The organism is Acinetobacter sp. 226 (assembly GCF_048147925.1).
Classification (GTDB): Bacteria; Pseudomonadota; Gammaproteobacteria; order Pseudomonadales; family Moraxellaceae; genus Acinetobacter; species Acinetobacter pecorum.
In genome coordinates this window covers 59,796-82,784 of record NZ_JAYWYX010000018.1, presented here as the reverse complement: position 1 = coordinate 82,784, position 22,989 = coordinate 59,796, and the positions used below count along the sequence as shown (strand labels likewise).

The following is a 22,989-nucleotide window of genomic DNA, read 5'->3' as shown; positions in this document are numbered from 1 at the left end:
ACCACTTACCCAAGTTACGCCTTAAATTTGACTCAATTAGGGGCGCTTTGCATTTCAAATCTTTGTGCAACAAAGCCATTTTAATATATAAGCCTTTATTTAATGAAAAAAATAATATTTTTTTAAAAGAACATTCGATGAATGAGGGGCATTATAAAAATAAAATAATACAGTTTTCTTTAAATAAAGATCAACTTAATAAAGTGGATAAAAAGCCATTCAGGAATTTTATGCATAAAAATAATTTAATTTTAAAAAATTCTTTAATGCCTCAGCTATATGTTTATTCTGTTGCTGATATGCTTAAATATAAGCAGGATATCTTGAAAAGATTGATTGATATAGTGATTGCCTGCCTGGCTTTGCTCATATTATTTCCTGTTTTTATTATAATAGCTTATAAGGTGCGGAAAAATTTAGGGTCGCCTGTTTTCTTTTATCAGGAAAGACCGGGTAAAAATGGTCAATTATTTAAAATGATTAAATTTCGGTCTATGCGGAATGCTGTAGATAAAGAGGGTAATCCTTTACCAGATAAATTCCGTATTACTCCATTTGGACAAAGGTTACGTTCTAGCAGTTTAGATGAAATGCCGCAGCTCATTAATGTGCTAAAAGGAGATATGAGTATTGTCGGACCCCGGCCTCAAATGAAAGAGTTTCTTGAATATTATACTGATGAACAAATGAGACGTCATGAAGTAAAGCCAGGTATGACAGGACTTGCCCAGGTAAGTGGCCGCAATAATTTGTCTTGGGAAGAAAAATTTGCATTCGATGTAAAATATGTTGAACAGTGTAACGTGTGGCTTGATTTTAAAATCATGTTTAAAACAGCTAAAGTGATGTTGAGTCAGGAGGGAATTAATGCTCCTGATCAGGAAGTCGGTGCTGCACGATTTTCAGGGAAAAATATAACTGAAACTCCTTTATATACCAAAGAGATAATATGATTAAGAAATTACTTCTTTTATTGCTGGTTTAGGAAGCTATTTTCTAGTCAGAAGTGATTGATTGCTAGAGAGATTGAATTTCAATATCTATTTTTAATCCTGTATTTTTTAAAAAGAGCTTGTTTTATCCAGCTTGGAAACTTTTAATTGGTGTCCGTTGGACAAACAATAAAAATCTTTAAAAAAGGTCATGACTGATATTTTATTTTGGAAATGTCTGAATATGGAGTCAGTGATTTTTATTTGCAGTGCAGCGTTAGGCAATCTATTCAGCTTAATTTGCTTAAACTATCTTGTTCAAGAGGTTTCTGATTACTGAATGCTGGCTTGATTATAATAATATTTGTTATTCAGATAAATATGAAAAGCTTCAAACAGATTTAAATTGAATGATTCTGAATCTGTTTGAAGCATGATATCTAGGTCAAAGACCTAGTCTTCATTTTTTGAAGCCTTATAGGAATAAGCATAATTATAACCATAGCCATAACCTGCACTGGAGCGCTGGATATCATTCAAGATCACACCACTCACCTTAACTCCAGCCTGTTCAAAGCGATTGACTGTTAATTCCAGCTCTTTCATCTGAGTTTGTGCATAACGTGCAATCAATAAATTCACACCTGCATGTTGCGAGATGATAATCCCGTCAGTCACTGCAAGAATAGGTGAGGTATCAATCAGGATATGATCATATTGACTGGATAACTGAGTCAGCATTTCCCCAAATAATGGAGTACTGAGTAACTCGGATGGATTCACCGGGCTTTTACCCCGAGTCAATAGATCTAATCCTGGAATATCTGTGGCTTTGATCACTTCATTTAAAGTAGCCTGTTTATTTAAATACTCGGCTAAACCAGGCTGATGATTTTGATTAAAGTATTTATGAATATAACCGCGACGTAAGTCTGCATCGATCAAAAGCACACGTTTCTGGCTTTGTGCCAAAATTGCGGCCAGGTTGGTCGAGATAAAAGATTTACCCACTTCTGGTGCAGGCCCAGAAATCATCACAATATTGTTCCGTGCATTGCTTAAGGCAAAGTGAATGGCAGTACGCATACTACGCAAACTCTCAATCGCAATATCATCACTGTTTTTAACCGCCAGGATAGGAATATATTTTTTCTTCTTGGCCAGCTTGATATAGCCATTTTGTGCAGGCGAGCGAGGTACCGTCGCATATACCGGCAAATCTAGTTCATTTTCAATTTGACTGGAATCCTTAATGCCCGAACGTAGCATATTGCGTAGCAGTGCCAGCAAGGTTCCCAGGAACCCACCCAAGAAGATGGATAAAATCAGGATTTGCAGTTTTTTCGGTTTGATCGGTTCTAATGGTTCAACAGCAGTATCGACTACACGTACATTACCAATTTCACCGGCTTTGGCAATTCGTAGCTGTTGATAAGAGTTTAACAGGGCAGTATAGAGCTGCTGTTTCACTTCAACTTCACGGAAGAGTTGCAAGTATCGGCGTTGCAGATCGGGTAACTGCTTTAAAGTACCTTCCAGCTGGTTAATTCTTTTGTTGATGGCAGCCAGTTGTGCATTCATCTGCTGCATCACCGGATGTTCATTGGTGTATTTGGCAGAAGCTTCAGCGACTTGCTGTTCGAGCTGTGCTTTCTGGGTTTCCAGGCTAATACTTTGGGTCAGATACAGTTCTGACTCTTTGGTGACATCGACCGTGTTGAATTGCTGACGGAAAGTATTGAATTCTCGCTCAGCTACATCCAGTTGCTGGCGCAATTCAGGTAACTGTTCATCCAGAAACTTAAGTGTTTGGGCCGTTTCTGCAGAACGACGTTCAATATTTTGCTGGCTATAGGCAGCCAGGATGGCATTGAGAACCTCAGTAATATGCTGTTTATCCGTGCCCTGATAATTCAGACCTAATACACCAGTCATTTTGCCTTTTTCTGCAACCGAGTAATTGGCGAGAATTGATTTGACTGCAGCGGGCAGAGATTGCTTGCGTACAAGATAAGGTGCCTTGAACTGGTCCTGGCTATAAATGGCAACTTTCCATTCACCACGTTCGGACTGTAATTGACTGCGCTGGTTTAATGGCGCAGAGAATACCACCTGTTCTGTGGCCGGATCAGTTAAAGTGTATTTACCCGGCTGAAAGTCTAGACGTAAATTTTTGTCATGAAAATAAGCCGGCACTTCAAACTGACGGATATCAAAGGATTTACCATTGTCTTTAAACAAAACAGATGCTTTGCTGTATTCGGTCTGATAGTCATGCGGTGATAACAAGCGGTCGGTAAAACTATTTTCAGTGCCAGCGATGCGTAGATCGAGGTTTAAGGCTTTAATGGCCGAACCCAGCACCAGACGCGATTTCAGGAGTTCTATTTCTGCCTGAGCCGGCTGCTTTTGCTCTATCATGTTGGATAGATCACCCAATAAGGCAGCAGAAGCCCCTTTATTCTCTTCGACCTGTACCAGCGCATCGACTGAATAGGTGTCCGGGGTGACTCTTAAATACAGCAATGCGCAGATCACGCTTAAGATGACACACAGCGCAATCAGCTTCCACTGGGCAATGAGTGAAAAAAATAATTCTTTTAAGTCTATCGTATCTTCAGTATTGCTATTTTGGCTCATAATCTTGATTTCAAATTTAAATATATTTTTTCCAGTCAGCAATACAGCTCTGTATTAACTGGCAGGTATCATCAAATACAGCTTGGTCATGCTGATAAGGGTCAGCGATATTCCTGGCTTGCCAGTGCCCCAAACGGAAGGTTTTACCTTTGGCAAAAGGCCAGGTCTGTTCAATATGTTTTTGTTGGTTTTGACTCATCACCAGAACCAGATCAGCCCGTTTAATCATCTCGGCATTCAGCTTTCGAGCGACATGCGGGCTCATATCAATGCCCAAACTTTGCATGCACAGATTGGCTTTTTCATCTGCTGCATGTCCTACCATGCCCGCAATACCCGCAGATTCAATCTTTAAATGCGGATACTGTTGTTTTAAAAAGTATTCAGCCATAGGACTACGGCAGATATTGCCAATACAGACCACCAAAATATGTTTAATCTGCATTACTGCCCCAAACGATCCAGGTTATAAAGTGCATTCGAGAATGGAATGATCTGGTTCACGACACGTTGCCAGCGTGCCAGACCTGAAGCATCGACATAGACAATGTCATTGCTGCGCATCTTGAACTGGTTGGCCAGACCGAAGTCGGCAATACTACTCAGGTCCATCTGATAAACTTCAGTGTGCACAGCATTTGGCTGACTGCGCACGATATAAATTTTGCTGCGGCTGGCAGAGAGTGGATTTAGGCCCAAACTTTCACCTAATACATCACTTAAACTCATCCCCTGATCGCGCAGTGGTAAGGACTGGTTTTTACCAGATTCACCCATGACATAGATTTTTTGATTTTCGCGATTGTTCACATATAAAGTGTCATTTGGCTGGATCAGCAAGTTATGCAGTGAAAAACCTGCTTTTTCCAGTTCTACCGTATTCAGGGTATAGGTCTGTCCCTGACGAACCAAGGTAATGGAAGCATTATTGCCCTGTTGTGCATTGACACCACCGGCCATGCCCAATGCCGTATAGACACTTACCGGCTGATCGCTTAAATAAAACTGACCGCCTTTGATGACATTGCCCTGAACGGAGTAGCGCTGACCCTGATAGGACAGAACCCGTACAATGACATCTGGAGTTTTTAGATAACGGGCCAACTGACTGCGCAACTCGCGGTTGACTTGGGTCAGGGATTTGCCCGCAGCCTTGTAGCGGCCAATAATTGGAAACTGGATATAACCCTGTGAGTCAATCTGATAACCGTTAGCCTGGGCAGACTGGTCACTGCTAATGGTGCTGCTTGGCGGGGTCATTTCCGGATAGGCCCATAAATAGATGGACAGGATGTCGCCCGGACTCAGACTGTAGCTACGATGTGGGGTGCTAAACAAATGGGCGTAGTCTTGTTGAATATTTTGTACAGCAGGCTGAACGGCCAGCATAGAGTCTTGAGTGAGTTTGATCACATTGACTGAAGTGCCGAGTTCGGTTTGATAAACACCTTCTGCTGGTAGGTCATAAGTTTGCAGACCAGAGGTCACTGCACAGCCGGTCAAAGTGAGACCGCAAGTCAGTAAAAAAGCCAGTTGAATTTGTCGCACATGAAATCCCGTTTTTAATATTTAATTCGTTAAATCTGCGATATTCTACCTGAGAACTTTGATTTTATTATAACAAAATGTATCTGATTTTAATTGAACAGTGAACGAAGAGAATAAGACCTGCCTGCCCATCCAAATCTTTCTCTAGAGCATTCCTGCATAAGCTTAGTTAAATATTTTCTTATTTTTTTTGTTTTTTGGTGTTAAATCACAACAGAATTTTCATGTTTTTCTGCTAGTATGCGCGCCGAAAGATTGAATCTTCATAAGTACAGTACATTAATAAGGCGTTGAAATGCTATCTATTGCAGATTTAAAAATTGCGGTGATTGGTCTAGGTTATGTGGGCTTGCCACTTGCAGTTGAATTTGGGAAAAAAGTACCTGTGGTCGGTTTTGATATCTACCAAAAACGAATTGATGAACTTAAAAGTGGCCAAGACCATACCCTCGAAGTTTCCCCAGAAGAACTCAAACAGGCAAATCAGCTCAGTTATTCAGCAAATTTAGAAGATTTAAAAAGCTGTAACTTTTTTATTGTCACTGTGCCTACCCCTATTGATGAATTTAAACAGCCAGATTTAACGCCACTTGTTAAGGCTTCGACCAGCATTGGTCAGGTGCTTAAAAAAGGCGATGTGGTGGTTTATGAGTCTACTGTCTATCCGGGTGCAACTGAAGAGACCTGTATTCCGGTTCTGGAACAGGTATCAGGCCTGAAGTTCAATCAGGACTTTTTTGCCGGTTATAGTCCGGAGCGAATTAACCCGGGCGATAAATTGCACCGAGTAACCAATATTCTGAAAATTACCTCAGGTTCTACCCCTGAAGTCGCTGAATTTGTCGATCAGGTGTATAACCTGGTGATTGAGGCAGGTACGCATAAAGCGACTAGCATTAAAGTGGCTGAAGCGGCAAAAGTCATTGAAAATACCCAGCGTGATGTCAACATTGCCCTGATTAATGAACTGGCCGTGATCTTTAATAAAATGGGAATTGATACCGAAGCAGTATTGCAGGCAGCCGGTACCAAATGGAATTTCTTGCCATTCCGTCCAGGTCTGGTCGGTGGACACTGTATTGGTGTCGATCCATACTATTTGACTCATAAGGCACAGTCTATCGGTTATCACCCTGAAATTATTCTGGCAGGTCGCCGTTTAAATGATGGCATGGGGGCTTATGTGGTTACCCAGCTGGTCAAGGCCATGATCAAGAAAAAAATTCAGGTTGAAGGCGCCAAGGTTCTGGTTTTGGGCTTAAGCTTTAAAGAAAACTGTCCAGATATTCGTAATACTAAAATTATTGATATTGTGAATGAGTTGACAGAATACAATATTGTTGCCGATGTGTATGACCCTTGGGTCGATGCGGCTGAAGCAGAGCATGAATATGCGATTACTCCGGTCAAGAGTTTAGAGCAAGGTCAATATGATGCAGTGATTCTGGCAGTAGCACATGATCAGTTTAAAGCCATGGGTGCTGAAGCATTACGTGCCCTGGGCAAGTCAGCACATATTTTATATGACCTGAAATATGTACTGGATCAATCTGAATCTGACCTTCGTCTGTAATTATAGGGATCTTAAACATGAGCCAATATCAAACTGTATGCGAGCAATTACAACAAGCACCAAAAACCTGGTTAATTACCGGTGTAGCAGGCTTTATTGGCTCAAATTTACTGGAAACCCTATTAAAGCTGAACCAAAATGTGGTGGGTCTGGACAATTTTGCCACAGGTCATCAGCATAATCTGGATGAAGTACAAAGTCTGGTCAAGCCTGAACAGTGGGCAAACTTCAAGTTTTATGAAGGTGATATCCGTAATTTTGCAGATTGCCAGAAAGCATGTGCAGGAGTGGACTATGTCTTGCATGAAGCAGCTTTAGGTTCTGTACCCCGATCAATTGCCGATCCGATTACCACCAATGCAGCCAATATTACCGGCTTTTTAAATATGCTGACGGCTGCACGAGATGCAGAAGTCAAAAGTTTTACCTATGCCGCCAGTAGTTCAACTTATGGTGACCATCCGGCACTGCCTAAAGTTGAAGAAAATATCGGCAAGCCACTTTCGCCTTATGCGGTCACCAAATATGTAAATGAGCTGTATGCTGAAGTCTTTGCCCGAACCTATGGCTTTAAAACCATCGGTTTGCGTTACTTCAATGTCTTTGGCAAGCGTCAGGACCCGAATGGGGCCTATGCTGCAGTCATTCCAAAATGGACAGCAGCCATGATTGCGGGTGATGATGTGTTCATTAATGGTGATGGTGAAACCAGTCGTGATTTCTGTTTTATTGAAAACACGGTTCAGGCCAATATTTTAGCAGCTACTACGCAAAATGATGAAGCTAAAAATCAGGTTTATAATGTGGCAGTTGGAGATCGTACGACTCTAAATGATTTGTTTAATGCTATTAAAGCTGCATTAAATGAAAATGATGTGACTTATACGAAAGAGCCTGTATATCGGGACTTCCGTGCAGGGGATGTTCGGCACTCACAAGCCAGTATAAACAAAATTCAAAGTCTTTTAGGCTACGAACCTACTAAAAAAATCAATCAAGGCATTGAATTGGCAATGGGTTGGTATGTAAAGGCATTAAAAAATTAAACTTATGTTTAAACAATTGTCTCACTTATTAAAATCTGGCGAAGTAAAAAGGCTATTGGAAAACTTTTTTTCATTATCTATTTTAAAGTTGGTCAATGCTATTCTTCCCTTTGTCACACTTCCCTATTTAATTAAAGTATTGGGGTTTCAGCAGTATGGAGCAATTGTTTTAGCTTTATCTTTAATTACATATTTTCAAGCTATTACCGATTATGGATTTAACTTATCAGCTACACGTGAAATCGCCCAACATAGACATAGTAATAAACAGTTAATTTATATTTATAATAAGACAATGATCTCAAAAATTATTTTATTAATTTTTTCATTGCTTTGTCTATGCGGTTTGATTTTGTTTGTTCCACAATTTAGAGCTGATTTTCTAGTATATTCATTGATGTGCTTAATGCTTATTGGCCAAACTTTATTTCCAGAATGGTTTTTTCGCGGTGTAGAACAGATGCGATATATTACTATTTTAGATTTGGCTGTCAAATTTAGCTTCACAGTGGGTGTTTTTGTTTTAATAAAAAAACCTGAAGATTACTGGATATATCCATTACTGTACGGCACAGGTTTTTTTTTGGTTTCAATGATAGCTCATATTTTAATATTAAAAAAATATAAGATAAATTTTGTCTTTATAAAATTAAATAAAATATTAACGAATTTGAAAAAAAATTCATCGCTTTTTATAAATCAATTTATGCCTAATTTCTATAATAATACAACGACATTTTTAATAGGTATGTTGTTGGGTAATGTTGCAGCAGGTCTATTTGGTGCAATAAGGCAAATTACAAATATTTTAAGTGTTTTTAATGCCGTTATTTCAATGGTATTCTTTCCTTATTTAGTAAGGAAAAAAGAAAAATTCTATTTATTTAGTAAATTTTATTTAGTCGGTTTTTTTGTTTTAACTATATCGCTTATACTAATTCATCCTTTAATATTTAAATGGCTAGGAGTGGTTGATAATAACCTGTCATTAATATTTAATATGCTTTCGTTTGGAGTTTTTTTTATAGCAGTTTATAGTTTATATTCAACGAATTATTTAATACCAAGAGGGTATGATAGGGTTGTTTTAAAGAATACTTTGTTTATATCCATGCTAGGTTTGATTAGCTCCTATCCCTTAATTAAGGTGTTTGGCTTAATTGGAGGTGCTATTAATATAGCTTTTGCACAATTTTTAATGGGAATTTCTTCTTATTTTTATTACCGAAAAGTTATTAAGAAATTATAAATCTTATCTATTTTTAGTTGATTTATAATTCTTAATAAATAGGATTTAGATAGTAGGATTTTTTAATTACATATTATAGAGGTAAATTTCATGAAAACATTAGGCCTTCCTATTAGTGATAAACTAAATGAAAAACGTAGAGCTTTAATTCCTTCGCATATTAAACAAATAAAAAATCCAGAAAATATCTATATAGAAAAAGGCTATGGACAAGTTCTTGGTTATTGTGACGAGGACTATTTGTCCTATGGGGTAAATATAGTTGATCGTGAGCTTGTGTTAAAGCAAGATATTATTTGTGACCCCAAAATTGGTGATGCAAAATATTTAAATAAACTATTTAATCAGACAATTTTTGGGTGGGTACATGCTGTACAGAATAAAAATATTACAGATAGGTTGATTAATAATAAACTAACTGCCATAGCTTGGGAGGATATGTTTCAAAAAGGACGGCATGTTTTTTGGAGAAATAATGAAATAGCAGGGGAAGCAGCTATTGTTCATGCATACACCCTCCATGGTTTATTTCCATATAACACAAAAGTTGCATTATTAGGTCGTGGGAATATTGCAAGAGGTGCATTGAAAATTTTAACCATGATGGGTGCTGATATAACTGTATATGATCGTCGTACTGAACAATTATTACGAGATGAAATAGGTAAGTACGATGTATTTGTTAATGCTATCTTATGGGATACAAGTCGAAAAGATCATATTATCTACAAAGATGATTTAAGTAAAATGAAAAAAGGCTCACTAATTATTGATATTTCTTGTGATCGTAATGGGGGAGTTGAAACCTCAATTCCAACTACATTAACTAATCCAATATATGTGGTGGATAATATTGTTCATTATGCAGTGGATCATACTCCAACTCTATTTTTTAAAACGATATCTGAAAGTCTAAGTGAAAATATAGCACCATATTTAAATCAGTTAATTGATGATACTCCAGATATAGTTCTTAAAGATGCAATAGCAGTTCAGAATGGGATAATTGTTGATCAGCGTATTAATCAATTCCAAGGACGATAAAGTATGTCAAAAATGTATTTTCGTGAGTTGGTCTTATCTACTCCTTGGTTAAAGAAGCTTTATTTAAAACGACGTAATAAATCTCAAAATGATTTAATGAGTGCGGCACAATTAGATAAATATTTGAATCAAGCTGAAAAAATTCTTTTAAAGCAGCCTGTCAATATACGTGTCGGACTCGTGAGAGATGCGGATAATTATGCTGATGAAGGCTTGATTAAGGAGCGCGCTTATTATCCTAAGTATGAGCGCTTTCTGAAAAATAATAATATAAATTATTCATATTTTGATCCCTATCGATCTAATTGGATGGAAGAGGCAGAAAAGTATGACTTGATTGTTTGGCATACAGATTCAGATCCATCCACTCAAGATATCGCTAAAGGTAAAATTTGTATACTCGAGGAAATGGGAAAAAATTGCCTTCCTAGCTATAAAGAAATCTGGTCTTATGAAAATAAGATAAGGTCGCACTATTTATATAAGTTGCATAAATTACCAGCAATTCCAACATTTGTAAGTCACTCTAAATCTGAAGTAATAGATTATTTAAAGAGTGCAAAATATCCTCTAATTTCTAAAATTTCGACTGGTTCAGCTTCTTTCGGTGTGGATAAATTAGATAGCTTTGATCAGGCAAAGAAGGTAGTTGATCAAGTTTTTTCCTATAAGGGTAAGGAAACATATTTTAAATATTCTTCTCAAAAAGACTATGTTTATTTTCAAGATTTTATTGAAGACGCGACTTATGACTTACGTGTAATGTCTGTTGGAGATGATCTTTTTGGCTATTACCGCTATCCTAATAAAGGTGACTTTCGTGCTTCTGGTGCTGGCAATTATGAAAAGAAAGAAATCCCAAATGAGGCGCTTGAGTTAGCATATCAAGTTAAGGAAAAGTTTGGCTCATCCTTCTTAGCTACAGATTTTGTTTATAGTGAAAAACTTAAAAAGTTTTTAATTATTGAGTCATCTATTTTTATTGGAGTAGATACATGCGAACAACTTTCCATAAATGGTCGAGCCGGTAAATATGTAAGAATATCTGAGAATGAATTTGAATTTAAACCAGGGAAATTTTGGGTTCAAGAGCTAACCCTTAAGCATGTGATTGAGAAACTTGCTAAATGAAAAAAATTGTTCATGTCATTATTGGTTTAAATGTTGGTGGTGCTGAATTAATGCTGAAGCGTTTAGTTTTGCACAGCCAACAAAAAGGAAATTTTCATCATGAGGTAATTTCCCTTACGGATTTGGGGTTAATAGGTAAAGATTTAAAGGAAGCAGGTATTCGCGTGTATACGCTTAATATGTCATCTTTATTATCAATCTTTTCTATATATTTTTCTCTAAGAAACTTATTGAAAGATATTAAACCAGATATCGTTCAAACCTGGATGTACCATGCAGACTTTTTAGGGGGATTGGCCGCTAAAAGTTTAGATATTCAGAAAATTATTTGGGGTATTCGTACGACTGATGTAACACAGGGTGCTTCTAGATTAACTGTGGGTTTGCGCAAAATTTGCGCAAAATTATCTTATTCAGTTCCGACAGATATAGTATGTGCTGCACATGTATCAAAAGATGTTCACATTAAAATCGGTTATGACGCTAGTAAAATGCATGTTATCCCAAATGGATTTGAACTGGACAAATTAGTTGCGACAGAAGAAGACCGAAATAAAATTCGCGAAGAATTTAATATTTCAAAAGATGCTATTGTTATAGGATCAGTGGGTCGCTTTAATATTGTAAAAAATCAAAAATTTTTTGTAGAAATTGCTAAAAAATTAGTTAAGACTGATCCTAATTTAATATTCATGCTTGTTGGCCGTGATAATACTATTAATAATAATGAGCTTATGGGTTGGCTTAGTGAACATAATCTAATTAATAATTTTAGACTTCTTGGGCAGCGTGAAGATATTCCGTATTGTTTGAAAGCTATGGATATTTTTTGTTTACATTCTAAGACTGAGGGATTTCCTAATGTTTTAGGTGAAGCGATGGCATTGGGGGTGACTGCTATTGCGAGAGACGTTGGTGATAGTAAATATCTTATACAAAACAAATTACTTATTCAAAATGAAGTTGATGGATTCTGTAGAACTATTATCACTCTGTTGAATGACAGAATTTTGTTGGTTGAAGAAGGTAGAAGAAACATAGATATAGTTAGAAAATTTTCGATGGATGAGTATATTAATAGAATAAATAGGATTTATAGTTAATGTTTATTTTGATTAGTATTTTTATTTTTATATTTTTAATTATTTGGTCTATTAAGGAGTATAAAAAATATGGAATAAGTTTAACATTTATGACTATTATATGGTCTATAGTAATATATGTATTAGCTCCTCTGGCATTAGTTACTTCATATTACGAGGTAGCAAGTCCTAGGTTTTTAAGAAATTATTATGATATTGAATCTATATTCCCATTATTTGTTATTATTATTTTTTTTATATCAATGTTTTTTGGTTCAATTTTTTTTGATAAAGTAGATTTTAAATTCAAATTAGAAGCTAGTCATAACTTGATTAGAAAAACAGCTATATTTTTATTTACAATAGGTTTTGGTTCTTTATTGTTTTTTATATATACTTATGGTGGTTTAGACTATGTATTATCTAATATGTCTCAAATAAGAAGTGGAACGGATGATAATAAGAACTATTTGGCTGCATTTGTAAGTAGCTTTTCCAAATATATGAACTTATCTTTTTTTATTATGCTTTCTTTTTGGATGATTAATAAAAAAATATCTAATTTTGATTATTTTTTATTTTTTATTTTTGCTTTATTAACTTTGTTTTCAATCTATTTAAGTGCAGGACGTGAAGCAGGGATAGCATTTCTAATCTCTATTTTGGTAATATATTTAGCTGTTTATAAAAAAATTCCTGCATTAACTGTTGCTATTTTTTCTATTTTTTCATTTATGTATATTTTGTTTGGAAAGACTTTTTTGTTCGCATTAAATAATGAAAATTTTGATAAAGATGATTTTATTGATAATAATTTCTTATCAACTATTAGTAACTCATACAATATTATTGTCTCTGAGTTTAGTCATCAATATTTATCTTTAGTTAATTTTATGCAATATGATTATAGTTTTAGGTTTTTTGGTGATTATGCTTATTGGCTTTTTAAGCCATTTAAACTCTTAGGTTTTAATATTCCTGATTCCATATCTTATTATAATACATTTATTGTTCATGGGGTCTGGGATAGTGAAATTCCACCAGGTGGGATAGCTTATGGTTACATACAGTTTGGTATTCTGGGTGTTATTATTCATGGGTTCATTTTGGGGTGTTTTTTTAAATTTTTTGATGTTGTTTTTGATCCAAAAAATCAAAAAAATCCTATATTACTAGGTTTTTATGCTGTTTTAGTAACTTCATTTACTTATATGTTGTCTAACTCTGATCCTGCATTATTTTTACAAAATAGAATACCTAATATTATATTTTTATTAGCCTTGCTATTCGTTTTTAATACAAAACTGGTAAGAAAGTAATGAAAGAAACCTTTTTAATAATAGCTAGCTTCCTCCCTTCAGTCTTAAACTTTCGTGGAAAGTTACTTGAAGCGATTCATCAGAAAGGCTATGAAATCCATATTGTTGCACCTGATCTGGCTTCTTTTTCTGCCGAGCATGAAAAACTCCTAGATTTAGGTTATTTCATACATGAAGTTTCCATGCAACGCACAGGCACTAATCCGGTAGCAGATTTAAAAACCTTAGGAAGCATGTATACGCTTATAAAAAAAATCAAACCTGATTATGTTTTATCTTATACGATCAAGCCAGTGATCTATGGAACACTGGCCGCGTGGCTCGCAAAAGTACCGCATCGCTATGCCTTAATTACAGGTTTAGGCTATGCATTTCAAAATGTAGAAACTCAAGGTAAGCGTAGTATTTTTCAGAAACTGGTTCATGGTTTATACCAGCAAGCATTATCGCGCAGTCATAAGGCATTTTTCCAAAATCCAGATGACCTGAAACTTTTTCAGGATTTAAAGCTTTTAACCGTTCAAACGCCTACAGTGGTAGTGAACGGTTCTGGGGTTAATGTTGCCGACTTCAATGTATTGCCTTTGCCTCTAACTGCTGATCAAAAAATTAAAATATCCTTCTTGCTGATTGCACGTTTACTGGGAGATAAAGGTGTCCGTGAATATGCCGAAGCAGCAAAAATTATCAAACATAAATATCCGCATGTGGAATTTAATCTGGTGGGCTGGATTGATGAAAATCCTTCGGCCATTCGCCAGCAAGAATTGGATCAATGGGTGGCCAGTAACATATTAAACTACTGGGGGAAATTATCCGATGTTCGCCCTGCAATTGCAGAAAGCTCGGTGTATGTGTTGCCGTCCTATCGTGAAGGTACACCCCGCACAGTTTTAGAGGCCATGGCAATGGGCCGGGCAATTATAACCACAGATGCACCTGGTTGTCGTGAAACGGTTACCGATGGCGATAACGGCTTTCTGGTTGAAGTAAAATCCGTGGAAAGTCTAGTAAAAGCAATGGAGAAACTCATTCTTCAGCCAGAGCTTATCGCTAAAATGGGAAATCGCTCCCGCGAAATTGCACTTCATAAATATGACGTACATCAGGTAAACGCACATATGATGCAAGAAATGGGTTTGATCTAAATGCTAAAACGCCTTCTCGATATTATCATCGCTTCCATCGCCCTGATCCTGCTTTCACCACTTTATGCCTTTGTAGCTTATAAAGTGAAAAAAAATCTGGGCTCTCCCGTCTTGTTTCGCCAGGTGCGTCCCGGTTTACATGGCAAGCCCTTTGAAATGATCAAGTTCCGCACCATGAAAGATGCTGTGGACGAGCAGGGCAATCCACTTCCGGACAGTGAACGTCTAACGCCTTTTGGTCAAATGCTGCGTTCTACCAGTCTGGATGAAATGCCGGAACTGTGGAACGTGATTAAAGGCGATATGAGTATTGTCGGCCCACGCCCACTGTTGATGGAATACCTGCCGCTTTACAGCCCTGAACAGGCCAAACGCCATGATGTACGACCGGGCATGACGGGTCACGCGCAGGTCAATGGCCGCAATGCCATTGGCTGGGAAGAAAAATTCAAGCTGGATACCTGGTACGTCGAAAATCAGTCGATTTGGCTGGACTTCAAAATCATGTTTAAAACGGTACATAAAGTTTTAGCAAAAGATGATATCAGTGCCGAGGGTGAAGCGACTATGACACGTTTTACTGGCTCACAAAACAAGGATGAAACATGATGACAGCTTTATATATTGGTATTTATGGTGCAAGTGGTTTTGGTAAAGAAGTTATGCCATTGGTTCGCCAGCAATTTCCAACCTTAGCCAAAGATAGCTTTGTTTTTATCGATGATGGCCAAGCCGGTAACAGTTTAAATGACTATGCTGTTTTAAGTTATCAGGATTTTCTTGCTAAACCGAATACACATAAGGCTGTAACGATTGCTATAGCAAACAGCCAAGTTCGTGAAAAACTGGTCCAGCGTTTAACTGAAGACCAGATTCAGCATTTAGATGTTCAGGCTAGTAATACCATTATTTTAGATGAAGTGCATATTGGCGAAGGAAGCTTACTTTGTCCTTTCACTTGTCTGACATCCAATATTAAAATTGGAAAATTCTTTCATGCCAATATTTATAGCTATGTTGCTCATGACTGTGTGATTGGAGATTACGTCACCTTTGCTCCCGGCGTGAAATGTAATGGCAATATCCATATTGAAGACCATGCTTATATCGGAACTGGTGCTGTGATTAAACAGGGCACGCCAGACCAACCTTTAGTGATTGGTAAGGGGGCTGTGGTTGGTATGGGGGCTGTGGTCACCAAGAGCGTTCCACCGGGCGTAACGGTGATTGGCAATCCAGCAAGAATTCTAGAGAAAAAATAAGTTTTTAAATTTTAAAAATTCAGGAAACATCATGTTAAACACTGCATTTGAACCATGGCCAAGTTTTACTCAGGAAGAAGCGGATGCGGTTTCCCGGGTTTTGTTGTCGAATAAAGTCAACTACTGGACCGGACAGGAATGCCGCGAGTTTGAAAAAGAATTTGCTCAGTTCGCAGAAACCCAGTATGCAGTGGCATTGGCCAATGGAACTGTAGCACTTGATGTCGCACTCAAGGCATTAGGTATTGGCACAGGGGATGATGTGATTGTCACCTCACGTACCTTTCTGGCCTCGGCCAGCTCCATTGTGACAGCTGGGGCAAACCCGGTCTTTGCCGATGTCGAACTGGACTCCCAAAATATCTCCCGCCGTACCATTGAAGCGGTGATCACACCCAATACCAAGGCCATTATCTGTGTGCATCTGGCAGGCTGGATGTGCGACATGGACCCGATCATGCAGCTGGCTACCGATAAAGGCCTGTATGTAATCGAAGACTGTGCACAGGCGCATGGCGCGAAATATAAAGGTAAATCTGCCGGTTCAATCGGTCATGTTGCGGCCTGGTCCTTCTGCCAGGACAAGATTATGACCACAGGCGGTGAAGGCGGCATGGTGACTACCAATGACGAAACCCTGTGGAAAAAGATGTGGTCCTATAAAGATCATGGAAAGAACTTTGACAGTATTTATAACAAGCAGCATCCACCGGGTTTCCGCTGGCTGCATGACTCCTTTGGCACCAACTGGCGCATGATGGAAATGCAGGGTGTGATCGGCCGTATTCAGCTGAAAAAAATGCCGGAATGGACTGCAAAACGCCTTGCCAATATGGAAAAAATTTATGCGGCATTTGCAGACAGTCCATATTTTAGCGTACATCGTCCATCCGATGATTATGTGCATGCTGCCTATAAATGTTATGTGCAGGTCAATATCGATGCTTTGCCTGAAGGTTGGTCACGTGACCGGATCATGCAGGAAATCAGTGCGCAGAATGTGCCTTGTTTCAGCGGCTCCTGTTCAGAAGTTTATCTCGAGCATGCTTTTGATGATACGCCCTGGCGTCCAGCACAGCGTTTGAAAAATGCGCAGCAATTGGGGGAAACCAGTCTGATGTTTTTAGTTCATCCTACTTTAAGTGATGAAAGTATTAACAAAACAGTCACCGCAATTCAACAAGTTATTAATAGAATAGTTGCTTAAACTTTAAGAAGATAAGTGCACCGTGTTCGGTGCATTTAACTTATATAGAATATGTTTTTAAGTTACTCATCGCATTGTGACTTATTAAAAATTTATTAGAATTGAGACAACGCATCCAGTGAAATCGATCATTACGCCTTTCGTAGAATCACCACGAGCCGCCAAACTTGCATTTTTAATTATTCTAGATTTTTGTGCTTTTCCTGTCTTGATCTGGCTGTGTTATGCCATTCGCCGTTTTGATTTAGGTGCAGAAGTGGTACCGGATCTGGCTTTTGGTGCAGTTTGGGTCAGTGTAATTGCAGTCGTGTCCCTATTCGTGTGTGGGGTCTATCGCTTTATTGTCCGTACTTATAATGAAGTGTTTATGATCAAGATGGGACTGGCGACAGCATTGACTGTCGCTGGTCTTTATGCCCTGGCCTATTTTACCCCGGCCTTTATTCCGACCTCTATTCCACTCATGTTTGGCTTTATGATGTTTGCCTGGATCTGGTTTAGCCGGGGCATCATCCGTTTTATTATACGTTCCTATTTGCAGGCCGACGTACAGAAAAAACGCATTGCGATTTATGGTGCGGGTAATGCAGGCCAACAGGTCGCTGCTGCACTGTATCGTTCCAATGAGCATTTACCCGTTATGTTTATTGATGACAAACGCTCCTTGACCGGACAGCAGCTAGGTCGACTCAAAGTCTATGATGCCCAGACTGCTTTAAAACTCATGCGCAAGCAAAAAATTGATGAAATCCTGATTGCCTTGCCTTCGGTAGGGCGGGTCCGTAAAAGTGAAATCATCAAGTTTTTAGAACCTGCACATTTAAAAATTACCGAGATTCCGGGGCTGACCAAACTGGTGGATGGTGAAATCCGGATTTCTGATATTCAGGAAGTGGATATTATCGATTTGCTGGGGCGGGATCCGGTGCCGCCAGTGCCGGAGCTGCTGGCCAGAAACATTAAAGATAAAGTGGTGATGGTCACCGGTGCGGGCGGTTCGATTGGTTCAGAACTCTGCCGCCAGATCATTAAAAATCAGCCGGCCAAACTGGTTATTTATGAACTGACTGAATTCGCGCTGTATAGTATTGAAAAAGAGTTACGCCTTAGCGCTAGCTGTGAAATTATTCCGATTCTGGGCTCTGTACTGGATGAATCCAAGCTGGAGCGGGTGATTGAACAATATGGCGTACAGACTGTTTATCATGCTGCCGCCTATAAACATGTCCCGCTAGTGGAGTGTAATCCTTTAGCAGGGCTGAAAAACAATGCCGTCGGAACCGCCTTTAGTGTGAATGCTGCAGTAAAAAAAGGCGTCGAAACCTTTGTGTTAATTTCAACTGATAAGGCGGTACGTCCCACCAATGTGATGGGGGCGACCAAGCGTATGGCCGAGCTGTATTGTCAGGCCATGGCGGAAGCCCAGAACCAGACCCAGATCAGTATTGTGCGCTTTGGTAATGTGCTCGGTTCTTCGGGTTCGGTGGTACCGCTGTTTAAACAGCAGATTGCCAAGGGTGGACCCATTACCGTGACTCATCCGGAAGTGACCCGGTTCTTTATGACCATTCCGGAAGCTTCGCAACTGGTGATTCAGGCCGGTGCTTTGGGTACGGGCGGAGACGTATTCCTGCTGGATATGGGCGAACCGGTACGGATTCAGGATCTGGCACGACAAATGATTGCGCTGAGCGGACTCAAGGTTCGAGAAGAACAAAATCCAAATGGTGATATTGAAATTCAATATAGCGGATTACGTCCGGGCGAGAAGCTTTATGAAGAGCTGCTAATTGACGAAGAAAATACGGAAATTACCGCGCATACGCGTATTCTGCGTTCTGTCGAAAAACATTATCCATTGGCAGAAATTCTGGCAGTATTTAACCGTATACATGAACTTACCGCGACTCAGGCCGATATTGAATGGGCACTGGCACAACTGGAATATTATGTCGACGGTTATGTACGCGGTAACGAAATTAAAGTGAACTAGGTTTTTATAGATATGATCAAAAAAGCAATTCTCCCTGTGGCGGGTCTAGGTACGCGTTTCTTACCTGCCAGCAAATCCATTCCGAAAGAGATGGTGACTGTCGTGGATCGCCCTGCGATTGAATATGTGGTCCGTGAAGCGGTTGCTGCCGGAATTGAGCAGATTATTCTGGTGACCCATTCTTCCAAGGCTTCGATTGAAAACTATTTTGACCGTAACTTTGAGCTCGAAACCACCCTTGAGCAAAAAAACAAAACCGACCTGCTGAAAGAAATTACTGAGATTCTGCCTGTAGGCGTGAGTGTGATTAGTGTACGCCAGCCACAGCCTCTGGGTCTGGGCCATGCAGTATTGTGTGCCAAAGCAGTGATTGGCGATGATGATTTTGCGGTATTGTTGCCGGATGTGCTGGTCAAGGATCAGGATCAGGAAAATGATCTGGCACGCATGATTCAGCGTTATGCTCAGTCTCAGGCTTCACAAATCATGGTTGAAGCGGTGCCTGAACATCTGGTCGACCAGTATGGCATTGTTGATGTTGCAGCATCGCCTGAGGAAGGGGAAAGTATCGTCATGCAAGGAATCGTCGAGAAACCGGCCGTCGGTACTGCACCTTCAAATCTGTCTGTGGTCGGACGTTATATTCTGCCGGCAAAAATCATGCAGCTTTTGGAACAGACCCCACGCGGGGCAGGTAATGAAATCCAGCTCACTGATGCGATTGCCATGCTGCAGCAAACCGAAGCCGTAGAAGCCTATCGCATGAAAGGTCAGACCTTCGACTGTGGCAGCAAGTTGGGTTATCTAAAGGCTGTTTTACATTATGGCATCGATCATCCTAAACTCGGTAGCGAGTTTAAAGCATTGATTCAGGAACTTGCTTTATAAGAAAGGAATATTATGAAAGTCGCAGTATTGGGAAAAACCTTATTTTCCGGAGTCATGTCAGCTCTTTTATCTGAATGTGGTCACCAGGTGGTCTGGTGTAACAGCTTCAATGCAGATGAGTCGGCCCGGCCCTATTTCCAGGATGAATCTCTACAACAATTACTGCAAAAACAGGAAAAATCTGGCTTTTTAAACTGTTGCGATTTTCAGCATCTGGATTTTAATCAGGATGTTTTTTTCTTTAGTTTTAATGCGACTGAAGAACAGCAGGCATTTCAGATGCTGGACACCATCCGGCATGCCTGTTTTGCCCATCCCAAACTGATGATTAATGCCTCCACCTTTGGCTTGCATGGCACCCAGCGCTTTCAGCAGTTGCTGCCGAATGATGACTGGATTTATCTGCCAGATATTATTCAGGAAGGGAATGCACTGCGTAGCTTTACTCAGGCCACCCAGCTGATTGTGGGTTGTGATCATGCAGATATCCAGCCTAAAATCAAAGAACTCTTACGCCCATTATTTCCACGCGCGCAGCAGTATCTATTTATGCCGGTTCTGGATGCCGAATTTACCAAGCTGAGTATTTCCGGCATGCTGGCCACCCGGATCAGTTATATGAATGATCTGGCCAGTGTGGCAGAAAAGCTTGGCATTGATATTGAACAGGTACGGCAAGGCATGGCGGCGGATAACCGGATTGGTTCTGCCTATCTGTTCCCCGGCGTTGGTTTTGGTGGAGAGAATTTCTCCCATGATATCCGGACGCTTACTCACGCCGTGGCAGATTCAGGGGTAAAAAACCAGCTGCTGGAACAGGTCTGGGACATTAACGAACAGCAAAAAGAATTATTGTTCCGTAAACTCTGGAACTATTTCCGTGGAGACTTGAAGGGTAAAGTCATTGCGATCTGGGGTGCAGCCTTTAAGGAAAATACCCCAAGTATCCAGCAGTCTCCGGTACATGCCATGCTGACCGCTTTGTGGGCGCAAGGCGTGACGGTCAAGCTACATGATCCTCAGGCAATCGCAAATATTGAAAAGGTCTATGGGCCACGGGAAGACCTGATCCTGTGTACAGACCAGTATCAGGCTGTGGAAGGGGCGCATGCTTTATGTCTGATTACGGCATGGAAACAGTATGGCAGTCCGGATTATCCGTATCTAATCAAACTAATGCAGCATCCCCTGATTCTGGATGGGCGTAATCTGTATGATCCGACGTATGTCAAGACACGTGGTTTTAATTATATTGGGGTAGGACGTTAATGTTGAGCCATTTTAATCCAAATCTCGACACTGAAACTGTGTGTCAGAAACTCGCCTCGAACAAAGAACAGCTTCAGTCTGAGCATTTGCGGGAGCTGTTTGCTGCTGACCCGGAGCGCTTTAATCGATATTCTATCCAGTTTGAACAACTGCTGTTTGACTATAGCAAACACAGAATCAATAAAAATGTGCTGCAGGGCCTGATCGAATGGGCCGATGCACAGAACCTCAGATCCTGGATTGGCTCCCTATTTTCCAATCAAAAAATCAACTATACCGAGCAGCGTGCTGCCATGCACTGGGCACTGCGCCTGCCCAAACAGGATCAACAGCATGCTGATCTGGCAGCTGATGTACATGCCCAGCTGGAACGGATGTATGCCCTGGTGGAACAGATTCATGCCGGACAGCGCCGCGGTGCTACCGGTGAAGTGATTCAAGATGTGGTCAATATTGGTGTTGGCGGATCAGATCTGGGTCCCTTGATGGTCACGCACGCTTTATCTGATTTTAAATACCAGTCTGCCCAGCCACTCAATGTACATTTTGTTTCGACCATGGATGGCAGTCAGCTGTCCGAGCTGTTGCATCAGCTGCGTCCGGAAACGACACTGTTTATTATTTCCTCCAAATCCTTCGGCACTATTGATACTCTGACCAATGCACAAACAGTCCGTTTATGGCTGGAAAAGGCTTTAGGTCAGCATCCCTATATTCTTAAGCATCATTTTATTGGGGTATCGACCAAACCGGAAAAAATGACCGCGTGGGGTATCGCACCGGAAAACCAGTTATTGCTTTGGGACTGGGTCGGCGGGCGTTATTCACTCTGGTCCTGTATCGGACTGCCAATTGCCTTGAGTATCGGGATTGAAGGCTTCAAGCAGCTGCTGGCGGGTGCCTATGCCGTGGATCAGCATTTCCAGTACCAGCCTTTTGAGCGCAATATTCCGGTATTGATGGGATTATTAGGAGCTTGGAATACCAATTTTCTGGATATCCAGACCCATGCAATTCTACCTTATGATGGCCGACTGAAATATTTTGCCTCCTATCTGCAACAGCTGGAAATGGAATCCAACGGTAAGTCAATCCAGCGCAATGGGGAGAAAGTCCAGTTCGATACCTGTCCGATCATCTGGGGTGAGGTGGGGCCGAATGCCCAGCATGCCTTCTATCAGTTATTGCATCAGGGCACTCAGTCAGTCAGCTGTGATTTTATTGCGCCGGTAGAGCGTTATAACAGCCAGCAATATACCTATGTAGACAGTGCCGAAGCATTGGTAGAACAACATCATTTGGCCTTATCCAACTGTCTGGCGCAATCGCGCTTACTGGCTTTTGGTAATGAAGCCCTAGATCAGTCTGAATTGGCGAGCTTGCCAGCCTATAAACAGTATGAAGGTAATCAACCGAGCAGTACCCTGTTATTGCAGGAGCTCAATCCCTACAGTTTGGGCATGCTAATTGCACTCTATGAACATAAGGTATTTGTCCAGTCTGTGCTGTGGAATATTAATCCGTTCGACCAGTGGGGCGTGGAAAAAGGCAAGGAAATTGCCAACCAGTTATTGCCCATCCTGAATGGTGAACAGACCGATCTGGATGGTCTAGATGGCTCAACCCAAGGTTTAATTAAAGTTCTATTAGGAAAGTAA

At 40.0% G+C, this 22,989-nt stretch carries 19 protein-coding genes; 16 read left to right on the top strand and 3 right to left on the bottom strand.

Annotated elements, in window-relative coordinates:
* The first annotated feature begins 323 nt into the window (after positions 1 to 323).
* Entirely contained in the window at positions 324 to 953 is a 630-nt protein-coding gene (locus tag VXP95_RS10130; RefSeq protein WP_416681043.1) for a sugar transferase, read from the top strand.
* 432 nt (positions 954 to 1,385) lie between these two features.
* Here VXP95_RS10130 and VXP95_RS10125 read toward each other — a convergent pair whose 3' ends face one another.
* Genes VXP95_RS10125 through VXP95_RS10115 form a run of 3 tightly spaced genes read right to left on the bottom strand, consistent with a single transcriptional unit; the run spans position 1,386 to position 5,120 of the window.
* Complete coding sequence (locus tag VXP95_RS10125) at positions 1,386 to 3,572, bottom strand: polysaccharide biosynthesis tyrosine autokinase (protein WP_416711972.1); 2,187 nt, start codon at positions 3,570 to 3,572, stop codon at positions 1,386 to 1,388.
* Positions 3,573 to 3,588: 16 nt separating this feature from the next.
* On the bottom strand, positions 3,589 to 4,017 hold the full coding sequence (locus VXP95_RS10120) for a low molecular weight protein-tyrosine-phosphatase (protein WP_416711971.1): 429 nt from the start codon (positions 4,015 to 4,017) through the stop codon (positions 3,589 to 3,591).
* On the bottom strand, positions 4,017 to 5,120 hold the full coding sequence (locus VXP95_RS10115) for a polysaccharide biosynthesis/export family protein (RefSeq protein ID WP_416705994.1): 1,104 nt from the start codon (positions 5,118 to 5,120) through the stop codon (positions 4,017 to 4,019). The genes VXP95_RS10120 and VXP95_RS10115 overlap by 1 nt, the downstream gene beginning before the upstream one ends.
* 295 nt (positions 5,121 to 5,415) lie before the next feature.
* On the opposite strand from VXP95_RS10115, the gene tviB reads away from it, so the two are divergent.
* The 15 genes from tviB (at position 5,416) to pgi (ending at position 22,989) form a co-directional block, all read left to right on the top strand.
* On the top strand, positions 5,416 to 6,693 hold the full coding sequence (gene tviB, locus VXP95_RS10110) for a Vi polysaccharide biosynthesis UDP-N-acetylglucosamine C-6 dehydrogenase TviB (protein WP_416711970.1): 1,278 nt from the start codon (positions 5,416 to 5,418) through the stop codon (positions 6,691 to 6,693).
* A 17-nt stretch (positions 6,694 to 6,710) separates the two neighbouring features.
* On the top strand, positions 6,711 to 7,739 hold the full coding sequence (locus VXP95_RS10105) for an NAD-dependent epimerase/dehydratase family protein (RefSeq protein ID WP_416711969.1): 1,029 nt from the start codon (positions 6,711 to 6,713) through the stop codon (positions 7,737 to 7,739).
* Between the two features lie 4 nt (positions 7,740 to 7,743).
* Positions 7,744 to 8,988, top strand: a complete 1,245-nt coding sequence (locus VXP95_RS10100) for an oligosaccharide flippase family protein (RefSeq protein ID WP_416711968.1) — start codon at positions 7,744 to 7,746, stop codon at positions 8,986 to 8,988.
* 90 nt (positions 8,989 to 9,078) lie between these two features.
* The gene (locus VXP95_RS10095; protein WP_416711967.1) at positions 9,079 to 10,032 is read left to right on the top strand and encodes a N(5)-(carboxyethyl)ornithine synthase; all 954 of its coding nucleotides are present in this window, start codon (positions 9,079 to 9,081) and stop codon (positions 10,030 to 10,032) included.
* Between the two features lie 3 nt (positions 10,033 to 10,035).
* Positions 10,036 to 11,163: an ATP-grasp domain-containing protein gene (locus VXP95_RS10090; protein WP_416711966.1), complete on the top strand. Its 1,128-nt coding sequence runs from the start codon at positions 10,036 to 10,038 to the stop codon at positions 11,161 to 11,163.
* Positions 11,160 to 12,266, top strand: coding sequence for a glycosyltransferase family 4 protein (locus VXP95_RS10085; protein ID WP_416711965.1), 1,107 nt, complete (start codon positions 11,160 to 11,162; stop codon positions 12,264 to 12,266). Before VXP95_RS10090 ends, VXP95_RS10085 begins: the two co-directional genes overlap by 4 nt.
* Positions 12,266 to 13,564: an O-antigen polymerase gene (locus VXP95_RS10080; protein WP_416711964.1), complete on the top strand. Its 1,299-nt coding sequence runs from the start codon at positions 12,266 to 12,268 to the stop codon at positions 13,562 to 13,564. Before VXP95_RS10085 ends, VXP95_RS10080 begins: the two co-directional genes overlap by 1 nt.
* Positions 13,564 to 14,712 carry a glycosyltransferase family 4 protein gene (locus VXP95_RS10075; protein WP_416711963.1) on the top strand — a complete coding sequence of 383 codons (1,149 nt, stop codon included), beginning with the start codon at positions 13,564 to 13,566 and terminating at the stop codon, positions 14,710 to 14,712. Before VXP95_RS10080 ends, VXP95_RS10075 begins: the two co-directional genes overlap by 1 nt.
* Positions 14,713 to 15,321 (top strand): sugar transferase, encoded by a 609-nt coding sequence (locus VXP95_RS10070; protein WP_064096903.1) that lies wholly within the window; start codon positions 14,713 to 14,715, stop codon positions 15,319 to 15,321.
* Positions 15,321 to 15,974 (top strand): acetyltransferase, encoded by a 654-nt coding sequence (locus VXP95_RS10065; RefSeq protein WP_416711975.1) that lies wholly within the window; start codon positions 15,321 to 15,323, stop codon positions 15,972 to 15,974. The genes VXP95_RS10070 and VXP95_RS10065 overlap by 1 nt, the downstream gene beginning before the upstream one ends.
* Before the next feature lie 31 nt (positions 15,975 to 16,005).
* On the top strand, positions 16,006 to 17,181 hold the full coding sequence (locus tag VXP95_RS10060) for a DegT/DnrJ/EryC1/StrS family aminotransferase (RefSeq protein ID WP_416711962.1): 1,176 nt from the start codon (positions 16,006 to 16,008) through the stop codon (positions 17,179 to 17,181).
* Positions 17,182 to 17,299: 118 nt separating this feature from the next.
* Positions 17,300 to 19,174, top strand: a complete 1,875-nt coding sequence (locus VXP95_RS10055; protein ID WP_416711961.1) for a polysaccharide biosynthesis protein — start codon at positions 17,300 to 17,302, stop codon at positions 19,172 to 19,174.
* Positions 19,175 to 19,186: 12 nt separating this feature from the next.
* Positions 19,187 to 20,062 carry a UTP--glucose-1-phosphate uridylyltransferase GalU gene (gene galU / locus VXP95_RS10050; RefSeq protein WP_416711960.1) on the top strand — a complete coding sequence of 292 codons (876 nt, stop codon included), beginning with the start codon at positions 19,187 to 19,189 and terminating at the stop codon, positions 20,060 to 20,062.
* Between the two features lie 12 nt (positions 20,063 to 20,074).
* Entirely contained in the window at positions 20,075 to 21,331 is a 1,257-nt protein-coding gene (locus VXP95_RS10045; protein WP_416680996.1) for a nucleotide sugar dehydrogenase, read from the top strand.
* Entirely contained in the window at positions 21,331 to 22,989 is a 1,659-nt protein-coding gene (gene pgi / locus VXP95_RS10040; RefSeq protein ID WP_416711959.1) for a glucose-6-phosphate isomerase, read from the top strand. Before VXP95_RS10045 ends, pgi begins: the two co-directional genes overlap by 1 nt.